This is a genomic window from Devosia algicola (assembly GCF_028816455.1).
Classification (GTDB): Bacteria; Pseudomonadota; Alphaproteobacteria; order Rhizobiales; family Devosiaceae; genus Devosia; species Devosia algicola.
In genome coordinates, this window is record NZ_CP118246.1 from 743,660 (window position 1) to 756,459 (window position 12,800).

At 55.3% G+C, this 12,800-nt stretch carries 9 protein-coding genes and 3 pseudogenes; 5 read left to right on the top strand and 7 right to left on the bottom strand.

The window, feature by feature from the left end:
• The first annotated feature begins 63 nt into the window (after positions 1-63).
• From metG to PSQ19_RS03970, 3 genes are read left to right on the top strand one after another with little or no spacing between them, the layout of a single operon-like run.
• The gene (gene metG / locus PSQ19_RS03960; protein WP_407649138.1) at positions 64-1,617 is read left to right on the top strand and encodes a methionine--tRNA ligase; all 1,554 of its coding nucleotides are present in this window, start codon (positions 64-66) and stop codon (positions 1,615-1,617) included.
• Positions 1,618-2,397: a TatD family hydrolase gene (locus PSQ19_RS03965; RefSeq protein WP_282219711.1), complete on the top strand. Its 780-nt coding sequence runs from the start codon at positions 1,618-1,620 to the stop codon at positions 2,395-2,397.
• 1 nt (position 2,398) lies between these two features.
• Entirely contained in the window at positions 2,399-3,235 is an 837-nt protein-coding gene (locus PSQ19_RS03970; RefSeq protein ID WP_282219712.1) for an MBL fold metallo-hydrolase, read from the top strand.
• Here PSQ19_RS03970 and PSQ19_RS03975 read toward each other — a convergent pair.
• Together PSQ19_RS03975 and epmA are read right to left on the bottom strand one after the other, a co-directional pair.
• Positions 3,232-4,291: pseudogene (locus PSQ19_RS03975) on the bottom strand (lysine-2,3-aminomutase-like protein). The gene PSQ19_RS03970 and the pseudogene PSQ19_RS03975 overlap by 4 nt on opposite strands.
• The gene (gene epmA, locus PSQ19_RS03980) at positions 4,288-5,358 is read right to left on the bottom strand and encodes an EF-P lysine aminoacylase EpmA (RefSeq protein WP_282219713.1); all 1,071 of its coding nucleotides are present in this window, start codon (positions 5,356-5,358) and stop codon (positions 4,288-4,290) included. The pseudogene PSQ19_RS03975 and the gene epmA overlap by 4 nt, the downstream one beginning before the upstream one ends.
• Before the next feature lie 142 nt (positions 5,359-5,500).
• Between epmA and efp the strand changes: the two are divergent.
• Together efp and mazG are read left to right on the top strand one after the other, a co-directional pair.
• A pseudogene (gene efp, locus PSQ19_RS03985) lies at positions 5,501-6,071 on the top strand (elongation factor P).
• A 307-nt stretch (positions 6,072-6,378) separates the two neighbouring features.
• Positions 6,379-7,188, top strand: a complete 810-nt coding sequence (gene mazG / locus PSQ19_RS03990) for a nucleoside triphosphate pyrophosphohydrolase (RefSeq protein WP_282219714.1) — start codon at positions 6,379-6,381, stop codon at positions 7,186-7,188.
• Here the strand turns inward: mazG and hflX are convergent.
• The 5 genes and pseudogenes from hflX to PSQ19_RS04015 form a co-directional block, all read right to left on the bottom strand.
• Complete coding sequence (gene hflX / locus PSQ19_RS03995; RefSeq protein ID WP_282219715.1) at positions 7,180-8,553, bottom strand: GTPase HflX; 1,374 nt, start codon at positions 8,551-8,553, stop codon at positions 7,180-7,182. The genes mazG and hflX overlap by 9 nt on opposite strands.
• Positions 8,554-8,559: 6 nt before the next feature.
• A complete protein-coding gene (gene hfq / locus PSQ19_RS04000; RefSeq protein ID WP_282219716.1) occupies positions 8,560-8,811 on the bottom strand; it encodes an RNA chaperone Hfq in 252 nt (83 codons plus the stop codon).
• A 145-nt stretch (positions 8,812-8,956) separates the two neighbouring features.
• A pseudogene (gene ntrX, locus PSQ19_RS04005) lies at positions 8,957-10,340 on the bottom strand (nitrogen assimilation response regulator NtrX).
• A complete protein-coding gene (locus PSQ19_RS04010) occupies positions 10,340-11,200 on the bottom strand; it encodes a sensor histidine kinase (protein WP_282219717.1) in 861 nt (286 codons plus the stop codon). Before PSQ19_RS04010 ends, ntrX begins: the two are co-directional and overlap by 1 nt.
• A gap of 46 nt (positions 11,201-11,246) precedes the next feature.
• Positions 11,247-12,662: a HAMP domain-containing protein gene (locus PSQ19_RS04015; RefSeq protein WP_282219718.1), complete on the bottom strand. Its 1,416-nt coding sequence runs from the start codon at positions 12,660-12,662 to the stop codon at positions 11,247-11,249.
• Positions 12,663-12,800: the final 138 nt, after the last annotated feature.

The following is a 12,800-nucleotide window of genomic DNA, read 5'->3' on the forward strand; positions in this document are numbered from 1 at the left end:
TGTCACCATATTCGACGCAATCCGCAAGCACGCCCAAACCCTCGCACCAGCGCCCACTGAGTAATTATGACCGCCAAGCCATTTTATGTGACCACCGCAATCGCCTATCCCAATGGCGCCCCGCACATTGGTCACGCCTATGAGATGATCGCCACCGACGTTATTGCCCGTTTCAAACGGCTTGAGGGGCGGGACGTCTATTTCTTGACCGGCACAGATGAGCACGGCATGAAAATGGCTCAAACAGCCGCCGCCATGGGCATGCCTGTGCAGGAACTGGCAAAGCGAAATTCAGATCAGTTTCGCCAACTGGCCGCCGCACTGAATCTGTCCAATGATGACTTTGTGCGTACAACCGAGCCGCGCCACCACGCCGCAGCGCAGGAAATTTGGCGCCGCATGTTGGCCAACGGCGACATTTACCAGGACGCCTATGAGGGCTGGTACTCGGTTCGTGATGAAGCCTATTTCGATGAGGGCGAGCTGACGTCTGGTCCAAACGGAAAAAAATTCGCGCCATCTGGTGCCGAGGTCGAGTGGGTCATCGAGCCAAGTTACTTCTTTCGCTTGTCTGCCTATCAGCAAAAACTGATCGATCTTTATGAGCAACACCCCGATTTTATAGCGCCGAAAGAACGCCGCAATGAAATCATGGCATTCGTGAAGGGAGGCTTGAAGGATCTCTCGATCTCCCGCACCACCTTCGATTGGGGCATTCCAGTTCCAGACGCACCTGGCCACGTCATGTATGTCTGGATCGACGCACTGACCAACTATCTGACCGGAGTAGGGTTTCCTGACACCAAGGACGACAAATTTGACAAATACTGGCCTGCAGACTTGCATGTAATCGGCAAGGACATAATTCGATTCCATTCGGTCTATTGGCCCGCATTCCTGTTAAGTGCTGGCATTGATGTGGCGCACCGGGTATTTGCACATGGTTTCTTGACAGTCGACGGCCAGAAGATGAGCAAATCGCTCGGCAATGTTATCGATCCGTTCGCGTTGATTGAGGAGTTTGGCGTCGATCCGGTCCGGTATTTTTTCTGCCGCGAGGTGTCATTCGGACAAGACGGCGATTATGCCCGTGACAAGCTTGTCACTCGTTCAAATGCTGATCTGGCCAATAATCTAGGCAACCTTGCGCAGCGCTCATTGTCCATGATCAACAAGAACTGCGAGGGCAGGGTACCTGAATTCGGGTCCCCTACCGACGAGGATACCGCTGTTCTGGCCGCAGCAGATGTCGCGATTGCTGGCTGCGCCAACGCCATGAACGAACAGGCCGTTCACAATGCGACCGCCGAGATCATTTCGGCACTGACCGCCGCCAACAATTATTTTGCCGGGCAGGAGCCATGGGCGCTCAAGAAAACTGACCTCGCTCGCATGGGTACCGTACTCGCCGTTACCGCCGAAGCAATCCGACGACTGGCAATTCCAATGCTGGCATTCACACCCGAGTCTGCGGGTAAGATTCTGGATTCCCTGGCCGTTCCGGCCACTGATCGCCTATTGGCACATGCGGGGGCCGCAAATCGGATGACGCCTGGCACTGTATTGCCAACGCCCCAGCCAATTTTTGCCCGTCTGGAACGAACCAAGGCCGTATAGATGCTTATCGATAGCCATTGTCATCTCGATTTCGACGCACTATCGGGCGACATCGACGGCGTCATGAACCGCGCCAAAGACGCTGGCGTCACCGGCATGGTGACGATATCCACACTTGTGGATAAGTTTTCCACATATGCGGGCCTGGCCGAAGCGCACGACAATGTATGGTTTTCGGTCGGAACCCACCCGCACAATGCCGACAAGGAACTCCATGTCCAATCCGACGATTTAATCAAGCTTTCTGACCATCCCAAGTGCGTAGCCATCGGCGAGGCTGGCTTGGACTATTTTTATGACAACGCCCCCCGAGAAGCGCAGGAGACCGGGCTGCGCCGTCACATAAACGCCGCTCGTTCCACAGGTCTTCCACTGGTTATCCACAGCCGCAAGGCAGACGAGGACATGACCAGGATTTTGACCGAAGAGGTCGAACTCGGTGCATTTCCGTTTGTATTGCATTGCTTTACCGCCAGTCCCGCTCTGGCGCGCACCGGGCTGGCGCTTGGAGGGTACATTTCCTTTTCCGGCATTATCACATTCAAGAACGCCGAAGAAATTCGTGAAGCGGCGGCCTTTGTTCCGGCGGACCGCTATCTCGTGGAAACGGACGCACCATATCTCGCGCCAATCCCCCACCGCGGGCAGTCGAACGAGCCAGCGTTCGTGCGCCACACTGCCGACAAATTGGCCGAGGTTCGCGGCATTACCCTTGGGCAGCTAGGTCAGGAAACCACCGCCAACTTCGCTCGCCTGTTTGCCAAGACCGGAATGGCATAACGTGCCGCCGGCCAAGAGAATAATCGCAACCATACTGGGCTGCGGCTCCTCTGGCGGCGTTCCACGCATTGGCAACGACTGGGGCCGCTGTGATCCCGATGAGCCACGCAATCGACGCAAGCGATGCTCCTTGCTTATCGAGGGGTATGGGGACGATTGCGCGACCCCGACCAGGATTGTCATCGATACCGGCTGCGATTTGCGCGAACAACTGCTCACCGCTGGTGCCGATAGCGTCGATGCGGTATTTTATACCCACGAGCATGCCGATCACACCCATGGCATTGACGATCTTCGGGTTCTCGCCTTGCATATGCGACGGCGAGTCGACGTCTATTTCAACAAATTCACGGGTGAACGACTACGTGAGGCCTTCAGTTACTGCTTCGCGACCCGTCCTGGCAGCGATTATCCGGCCATTCTGAACGGCCACGAAATTGTTGCCGGCGACACAATTGCCATCGATGGTCCAGGCGGCTCGATCTCGATGGAGTCATTCGACCAAGCGCATGGGAATACAAGGTCACTGGGATTCAGGGTAGGTGGCCTCGCCTATTCCTGTGACCTATCTGCATTGCCTAATCAATCATCGACCACCGTCACTGATCTGGATATTTGGATAATCGACGCCCTGCGCCACACGCCGCACCCAAGCCATCTCAGTCTTCCAGAAACCTTGGACCTAATTGCTCGACTTGCACCCCGACAGGCAATTCTGACCAATATGCATATCGACATGGACTACAGGAGCCTGCTGACAGTCCTGCCAGAGGGCGTTTTGCCTGGGTTTGATGGGCTCCGGATTGATGTCAGTGACGGCAAAATTACCCAAACTTAGTCCGAGTCTGGTGGCGGGTAGATATGCTCGACACCCCGATAGTCCGTAATCCCGTGACGGTCGTCAGCCAAGGTCCGGACAACGCTGTTGCCAATAGGCGCTTTGCCGTGGCCGCCCGGTATATCGAGAATATAGGTCGGCTGACAGAGCCCTGAAATCTGGCCGCGTAGGCGTGCTACCAGCGCTTGCCCCTCAGCAACGCTCAACCTGAAATGGCTGGTTCCTGGCGCCAAATCGGGATGGTGCAGATAGTACGGCCGGACGCGGTTGATCACGAAACACCGCATTAATTCCGCCAGAACATCGGCATCATCATTGACGCCCTTTAGCAGAACGGTTTGACTCAGCAGCACAATCCCCGCGTCTGACAGAATTTTCAGGCCCGCGATAGCCTCCGATGTCAGTTCGCGTGGATGGTTGGCGTGGATGGCCAGATAGGTTGTCTTTCCAGCGGCCATGATTGCTGCTGCTAGATCGGCATCAATTCGACCCGGCTCAACCACTGGCACACGTGTATGAAACCGCACGATCTTTACGTGGTCAATTTTCCCGATCCGCCCCATGATTTCCATGAGCCGACGAGACGACAGAACCAGTGGATCGCCGCCGGTAAGAATGACTTCCCAAATTTCCTCATGTGTCGCGATATAGTTGAGTGCTCGCTCGAGTGCATCCGCAGTCAGGGTACCCAGACCCTGCGGCCCCACCATCTCGCGCCGAAAGCAGAAACGGCAATAGATTGGACAAACATGCACTGCCTTGAGCAATACGCGGTCTGGATAGCGGTGAACTATACCATCCACCGGGCTATGAACCAGGTCGCCAATAGGGTCTTCGCGCTCCAACGGTGTCGTCGATAGGCTCTTCAACGCTTGGAACAAATTGGCGCGCGATTGGATCGTTCGGATCCGACCGATCCATCAGCGCAGTCATCGCGGGCGTAATCGCGACAGTGTACTGCCGCGCAACGGACTCAAGCAAATCCTGATCCACAACGTCGACCAATCCTTCTTCAGCAAGGCTCTTTATGGTTCGAAGTGACGATGGTTCAGTCATTTCCTACCCTCTGCAACGGGCATCCAAACGACATGATCAATGCTGGGTGCACCGGTTGCCAGCATGACCAGCCGATCAAATCCCAAGGCAACGCCACAGGCATCCGGCATCAACTCCAGAGCCATCAAAAACGCTTCATCCAGCGGATAATATTCGCCATAGAGGCGCTGTTTTTCGGCCATCTCTGCCAAAAAACGTTGGCGCTGCTCATTGGCGTCGGTCAACTCGCCGAACCCGTTGGCCAACTCCACGCCACACGCGTAAATCTCAAATCGTTCTGCAACCCGGGCATCGCCGGCAGCACGGCGTGCCAACGCGGCCTCGGCCGCAGGATATAAATCTAGAATAGTGATTTGCCCGAGCCCAAGTTGCGGTTCGACTTTTTCAACAAGTATGCGGCTAAACAGATAGGACCAAGTGCAATCCTGCGGCACAGCAAGGTCGACATCGCGCATCTGAGCCGTCAAAGCGGCAAGGTCCGTATTGCCATCGCTATCCATTGTATCGAGCAGGTCAATGTCGGCATAGCGCATAAATGCGTCGGCTACGCTCAGTCTCTCAGGTTTGGCGTGCACATTGATACTGCGGCCGCGCCACGACATTGTGTCGGTGCCAACCTTGTCAGCCGCCAAACGGATCATGTTTACGCAATCAGCCATGACGGTGTCATAGGATTGCTCGACGCGATACCATTCCAGCATGGTGAACTCTGGGTGGTGCAAGGGCCCACGCTCGCGATTACGCCAAACATGGCCAATACTTGCAATACGGCGCTCGCCGGCGGCCAGCAGCTTTTTCATGCTGAATTCGGGCGATGTGTGCAGGTACAATGGCGAAGCCTGGCCGTCATTTCCGATTGCACTTGTTGAAAATGCATGCAGGTGGGCTTCATTGCCCGGCGAAATCTGTAATCCCGGCGGATCCACCATTACGAAGTCATGGTCGGCGAAATAGGTTCGCAGCGCCAGTTCAATCCGATTGCGGGCCAAGAGAATCGGGCGTCGATCAGCGTGCACTGAGGGCGACCACCATGGCGAAGCGGTAAAATCTGGCGGAGTAGGGGGCAATAGTAGCGTCTTTCAAGCTCAGGACTGGCAGTTTGGGTCAAATTGCGGTATCGGGCGACACCGAACATGAATTCAGCGGGTCCGGCCGAATGCGGCTAGCGACGGTTTAGGACGCTGCCCGCACCCTAACAAGGAAGAAATAATGGTCAAAGTCATCGCGTCGTCACTCCGCAAAGGCAGCATCGTTGAGCAAGACGACAAGGCTCTATGTCGTTCTTACTGCTGAAAATGTCCATCCCGGCAAGGGAAACTCAATCACCAACGTCAACATGCGCCGCATCAGTGACGGTGTGAAGGTTGTAGCACGCTGGCGCACAACCGAAATGGTTGAGCGCGCTAACGTCGACGACCGCACCTACAACTTCCTCTATTCGGATGCTGAAGGCTATCACTTCATGAATCCGGAAAACTACGAGCAGGTCACGGCGTCGACCGACGTGGTTGGCGATGACGCGCTGTTTTTGCAGGACGGCATGGAAGTTACGCTGAGTCTTTACAACGACGTCGCAATCTCGATGGAACTACCACAACGCGTCACATTGGAAATCGCCGACACCGAGCCTGTCGTCAAAGGCCAAACCGCATCGTCGTCTTTCAAACCCGCCGTGCTATCCAATGGGGTCAAAACAACCGTGCCGCCACATATATCAATTGGCACTCGGGTGGTGATTCTTACCGACGATCGCTCATATGTTGAACGCGCCAAAGACTGACGCAGATCAACCCCCAACTTGATCATGCGAGGTTATAGTATCTCGCATGCATATCGATACGCTTGAAGACCGCATCACCAGCTTATCCAAACGGCAGGCGCCACGCAGACATTAGGCGCCACCAAGGCTCAGTAACCCAAGCGAGCGCCCATACTGGTACCTATAAAAGTTCCATAATATATATTATGCGAAAAACAGATCAACGAATTCGAGTTGATAGTTAGCAGGCTCTGACGTCAGCCGGTGGTGCGCCCGTGCCCCCACCGCATTATGGTGAGGGCTGATTCTCCCATAGTGAGTATTCGACATGCAGCCATCACGTGACATTGCCCGCCTCGTTGAAATCATGAAGGCGCTGCGTGATCCCGACCATGGTTGCCCGTGGGACCTGGAACAGGATTTCTCCACCATCAGGCACTATACGATCGAAGAAGCCTACGAAGTTGCGGACGCGATAGAGCGATCCGATTATGACGATCTTCGCGAAGAACTAGGCGACCTATTGCTGCAACCGGTGTACCACGCACAGCTGGCTGCTGAACGCGGTCTGTTCGACATCGGCGACGTCGTTCACGCAATCACCGAAAAATTGATCCGTCGCCATCCGCACGTCTTTGGCGAAGTCGAAGCGAACGACCCGGATGCCGCTCAACAACGCTGGGAAGCCATTAAGGCCGATGAGCGTGCTGCCAAAGCCAAGCGTGGTGGTAACACGACGCCGTCGGTGCTCGATGATGTGCCATCCACCCTGCCAGCGTTGGCGCGCGCGTCGAAACTGACCAAGCGCGCTGCTGCAGTTGGTTTTGATTGGCCTGATGCAGCGGCAGTGGTCGATAAGGTACACGAAGAGCTGAACGAGGTCCGTGCTGCACGGACACAAGATCAGCGCCATGAAGAGATCGGCGATCTGCTCTTTGCTGTCGCAAATCTTGCGCGTAAACATGGTGTGGATGCGGAAGCTGCGCTTCGTGATGCCAATGCCAAATTCAACCGCCGGTTTAGCTACGTTGAACAACGTTGTCGCGACGACGATATCAATTTGTCAGAGGCCGGTTTGGGTCGGATGGACCGCTATTGGAATGAAGTTCGGCGCGCCGATAAAACCTCCTCAAGTTAGTGCCGAAATTCGCCCGTTAAATCGTTCCAGAAACGTCGTCAGGTGACGCGGTTCAACCCGCACCACGAAGCTGGAACCCTGTTCATCGGACGGGTTCCGGGTGATGATTTCTGCATGCGAATGAAGCCAGCCGATATCGGCTCCAGCACTATGTGGAACCGTAACCGCATAGCTTCGACTGCGATGTGACAAGGCAGTTTCTATCGCCTGTCGGAGTTGGTCCAGCCCTTCGCCAGTTTTGGCCGACACGGGCACAGCGGCAGCCACGGTGCTAGCCGGTGACAGTGTGTCAAGATACTGGACATTTTCTTGATTATCCTGACGCACGAGATCAAGTTTGTTCCAGACCTCGACGAATGGGGTTGTGTCGGGTGACACACCAAGGTCAGCCAACACGCCTAACACGTCCCTTGCCTGCGCATGGTGGTCCGGGTTGGCCACGTCCCGTACATGCAATACGACATCGGCCTCGGTCACTTCTTCCAGTGTGGCGCGAAAGGCGGCGACCAGATCTGTTGGCAGATCGGCAACGAACCCAACGGTATCGCTAAGCATAACCTCTCGTCCGTGCGGCAACTCGATTTTGCGCACCCTGGTGTCAAGAGTTGCGAACAACAGGTCTTCGGCAAACACCCCTGCCCCGGTTAACCGGTTGAATATGCTTGATTTACCAGCATTTGTGTAACCAACCAGAGCAACAATCAGAAAAGGGGTGTCATCACGCTGCCGCCGCTGCTGGGTCCGCGTTTTCTTGACCTTTTCCAGCCGGTCTTCCAACAGGACGATGCGATCAGTGATCTGACGCCGGTCACTCTCAATCTGCGTCTCGCCAGGGCCGCCCATAAACCCATAGCCACCGCTGCCACGCTGGCGTTCAAGGTGCGTCCATGAACGAACAAGGCGACTCTTCTGATAGTTTAGGTGTGCCAGTTCCACCTGCAACACACCCTCGCGTGTTGCCGCCCGTTCGCCAAATATTTCGAGAATGAGGCCGGTTCGGTCCAAAACCTTGGCCCCAGTCTCACGCTCAAGATTGCGTTGCTGAATTGGCGTAAGCGCGGCATCGACCAGCAATATATCTACCGCGTCTTGCTTGATGCGATTGCGCAGGGATTCAACATGACCGCCTCCAAGAAAAGTCGCCGGCTTGACCTCGCGGACCTTTATCACCTCAGAGAAAGCCACATTCAGATTGATCGCTTCGGCCAGGCCCTCAAACTCGGCTTTGCGCGCCTCAAGACCATGCTGCGAAATGGCGCCGCGTACATCAGGACACACCAGACCAGCCCGCGTTGCTACCTCGCGTTGATCTACAAACGGCTTCGGACCGCCGCGCCGGCCACTGCCGTCTTCGCTATCACCCATTTATTGTCAGTCGCTGTCTTGGTTCTGCTCAGGGTCAAACAGTTGAATTGGCGCCCCGGGCATGATTGTGGATATGGCATGCTTGTAGACCAACTGCGATTGTGCGTCGCGCCGCAGCAACAGGCAAAAATTGTCGAACCAGGTGATCACCCCTTGGAGTTTCACGCCATTCACGAGAAATATTGTCAACGGCACCTTTTGCTTGCGTACATGATTTAGGAACGAATCCTGTAGATTTTGTTGTTTTTCGCTGGGCATTTTAGGCCTCTTCTTGCCTTTGGATTGCTTAATTGCGAGCCGCCATTCCGCTGAATTGGCAGTCGCGGCATACGATTTTATGGTGCTACATCATCGCATAGAAGCCATTTACTGCATACCGTCCAAATTCATGGCTGCAATGCCACTAGAGCCCCAGAGATTTAATCTTCCGGTGCAATGCACTCCGCTCCATGCCGACAAACTCGGCCGTTTTGGAAATGTTCCCACCAAACCGTTCGATCTGGGCCAGCAAATATTGTCGCTCGAAAACCTCACGCGCGTCGCGCAACGGCAAGGCTCATCAAGTGGGCTGAAGCATCGGTATCGCCCACAGTGGGCAGGACCTCACCAATATCGGATGGTAACATCGCCGCCGTTATGATCCCGTCGCTTGGCGCTTGATCCTTCATCAGGATCAAGAGGCGCTCAATTGAGTTGCGCAATTGTCTGGCATTGCCCGGCCATTCCTGCGCTTGCAACACCGCAATGGCATCATCGCCGACTGCAAGCCGTTGCAAATTGTGCATTCGGCAAACTTGCTCAATAAAAACACTGACCAGCGGCGGCACATCTTCGCGCCGTTCCTTTAACGGCACCAATTGCATCGGCACGATGGATAGGCGATGAAATAGGTCTGACCGGAACTCGCCCGCTTCAATCTGGGCGGCGACATTTTGCGAACTCGACGATATTATCCGAACGTCAATGGGAACCGCGGCCTGTCCTCCAACACGATTGAATCGGTTTTCGACCAAAGTTCGCAACAGTACAGCTTGCGTCGCCTGCGGCAGGGTCGACACTTCTGACAGGTATAATGTGCCGCCGTGGGCCCGCTCAAGCGCCCCCACTTCGGCGCGCAGTATGCCGGATTTTTCCCGCACCTCGCGCCCGAACAACACAACTGGCACCTCATCGGGCGCATAAAGAGACGCATTGATCTCGACAAAAGGCGAGTCGGCGCGCGGGCTACGCTGATGGATCATCCTGGCAACCATGCCTTTGCCGGTTCCCGAGGCACCCGATATGAATATCCGCGAATTTGTAGGCGCGGACTTCTCGATTACCCCGCGAATTTGCTGAAGTGCCGGTGAGGTGCCGACCATATCGGCCCCCTTGCCCGCTGTTCGCTCCTTCAACTCGGCGACCTCGGAGCGCAGTCTCGTCGCTTCCATCGCCCTCTGGGTTATGTGCAACAGCCGATCGATCTTGAATGGCTTTTCGATATAGTCGTAAGCGCCGCGCCGAATTGCGGACACCGCTGTTTCGACGTTGCCGTGCCCCGATATCATCACCACTGGCATGTCGGGATTTTGGGATTGAAAGACATCCAGCAGTTGCAACCCGTCCAACCGCGACCCCTGCATCCAGATATCGAGAAAGATCAAACTGGGCCGACGCCGCGCGATCTCATTGAGCCCGCTATCGGCGTCATGGGCTTGCCTGGTCTCGTAACCCTCATCTTCCAGAATGCCGGCGATCAGGTCCCGGATGTCATCTTCGTCGTCGATGATCAGAATATCGAGCGCCATTATTTTTCTACAACCGCTGTTAGTCGCGGCCCCTCTGATTGGTTGGAATGTGCTTCCGGCGCCGCGCCGGACGTTTCATTCCCGTCAATTGACTTTGTTTGGTGCAGTGGCAGCGTGAACATTACGCAGGCCCCTACCCGACCGCCTGCGTCAGGTTCCGCATCGATCAGTTCCACGATGCCGGCGTGCTGTTCGATGATCTTGGCGACAATTGCCAAGCCAAGTCCGGTGCCCTTGTCGCGGGTCGTCATATACGGTTCAAGCAATCGTTGCCTGTTGTCATGCGGCCAGCCTTTGCCATTATCAGAAACCGAGATCACCGCCTGATTATGTTCGATCTGCGCCGCAACCTTGATCGTGCGATCAAAATGCTCAGATGCATCAATGGATTCAAACGCTTCAACTGCATTCTTTATCAAATTCGTCATGCACTGGGAAATCAACCGATTGTCAAAATAGGCATAGATCGCGACATCCGGCAATTTGGTTTCAATATTGATTTCCGGCAACCGCACGCTTTCCAAAAATACTGCCTGGCGGATCGTATCGGACAGATCAGCGATCTCCGGGCTGGCTTCGGGCATTCGCGCAAAGGCCGAAAACTCGTCCACCATGCGCCCGATGTCACCAACCTGGCGGACAATCGTGTTGATGCATTTGTCGAACACGTCCCTGTCACCGTCGAGCTTTTCGCCATATCGCCGCCGCAGACGTTCCGCCGACAGTTGGATAGGCGTCAGCGGATTCTTGATCTCATGCGCGATCCGCCGCGCCACATCTGCCCAGGCACTAGTTCGTTGGGCCGATTCAAGGTCGGTAATATCGTCAAAGGTGAGCACATAGCCCTTGGACTCGGTCATGGACCCTTCGCGTGTAAGTTGCACCTGATAGGTCCGTCGATTGGTTTCATTGCCAAGATAGATCCGATCCCGAACCTGCCCACGGCGCGCAGAACGCGCCCTCTCTAGGGTAGACGTCAACTGAGGAACAACCGTTTCGATCTTTTCCCCCATCAGGCTCCATCTCAGGGGTATCAAGCATGTCGCAGGCCCGTGCATTGACCAGCGTTACAGCGCCATAGGGATCGAGACCAATAATGCCCGCAGACACCCCTTCCACCACCGCCTCGGTAAACTGGCGGCGTTTTTCATTCATCTCGCTGGCGCTAAGCAGCGCTTCGCGCTGGGATCGCAATTGTTGGGTCATGATGTTGAAGCGGCCACTCAGGTCGCGCAGGTCGCCTCGGCCTTCTTGAACGGGCACTTGCACATCAAGATCGCCCTTGCTGACCCGGTTCGACGCAATCATCAGGTTCCTGATCGGGTCGACAAAGCGGTTTGCCAAAGCAATGCCGATCCAGAGCGCACCCAGCAACAGCACCACGGCCAAGCCGACATACATGATTGTAAAAGTGATCTGAAACACCAGCCGGTTCGACGCATACTGACGATATTCGGTTATATTTTCGTCAGTTAGCCGCATATATTCGAGAACCTCGGCGTCAACCGGTCTGGCGACAAACAAATAGGTATTATCGTAACCACGCAGCTTTACAACCGAGCCGACGAGATTGGTTCGTCCCGGCGCTATCGCGGTGGGCGTTCCTTCAACAACGCCCTGCGTAATACCATCCGGCAGCTTGGGATAAGCGCCCTGCGCATTGATCTGCGCCCGCATCAAGGTGTTGCCATTTGCAGAAATCAACGAGGTAAATGGCAACGAACGTGTAACCGCCAACGCGGTCAAAATGCGTTGGAACCGATCCTTGTCGGTCTCAAACGTTCCTCGCGCCTGTTCCAGCTCGGTCGCGACCCAGATGATATCATCGCGCAGGACCTGCGCGTGCTCAAGCATATAGGAGCGCGCAACCAGTCGGGAGCTTTCCACCATGGTGCGTGTCCGCTCGGAAAACCATTGGTCGAGGCCCTGGTTGAGCGCGATTGTTGCCACGACCGCCACGATGACAGCGGGTACCGCCGCCACAAAGGCAAACATCGTAACCATGCGGATTTGCAGGCCAGCCCCCGCCAGTCCCTGTACACGCGCCTGAATAAGCAACGCCGCCTCGGTTACCACCAGGGCAATAACCAGCAGAACCAGAATGCCGGTAACGACCCAGATAACCGTCCACACCTCAGGCGACGGTTCGATATTGGTGGTGCCGGACAGAATCAGGAACGACAGCGAGGACATCAATATCGACGCCAACACCACCAAGAAACCAAGAACACGAAGTCCCCGATTGTTGTGCCCACCAAAAAACCGGCGGTTTGGCGCAATAGTCCCGCTCGATTTGGCAGTGGATGGGTTCGTCTCGCTCATGCAATAAGCCGCAAGGCTTCCCTCATTTAAAGTGGGGCACTGTGAGTCTGACCCAATCGGCCAGAACCTTCAATACAATTGTTGCCAAAATACGACGTCGCAAAAATGTTACATACCGCCTAGGGTATGTGCATTACG

What these genes read in the sequence shown, in the direction of transcription:
- PSQ19_RS03965 (WP_282219711.1), top strand. Translation starts at nt 1,618, where the DNA reads ATGCTTATCGATAGCCATTGTCATCTCGATTTCGACGCACTATCGGGC.
- mazG (WP_282219714.1), top strand. Translation starts at nt 6,379, where the DNA reads ATGCAGCCATCACGTGACATTGCCCGCCTCGTTGAAATCATGAAGGCG.
- hflX (WP_282219715.1), bottom strand. Translation starts at nt 8,553, where the DNA reads ATGGGTGATAGCGAAGACGGCAGTGGCCGGCGCGGCGGTCCGAAGCCG.
- hfq (WP_282219716.1), bottom strand. Translation starts at nt 8,811, where the DNA reads ATGCCCAGCGAAAAACAACAAAATCTACAGGATTCGTTCCTAAATCAT.
- PSQ19_RS04010 (WP_282219717.1), bottom strand. Translation starts at nt 11,200, where the DNA reads ATGACCGAGTCCAAGGGCTATGTGCTCACCTTTGACGATATTACCGAC.
- PSQ19_RS04015 (WP_282219718.1), bottom strand. Translation starts at nt 12,662, where the DNA reads ATGAGCGAGACGAACCCATCCACTGCCAAATCGAGCGGGACTATTGCG.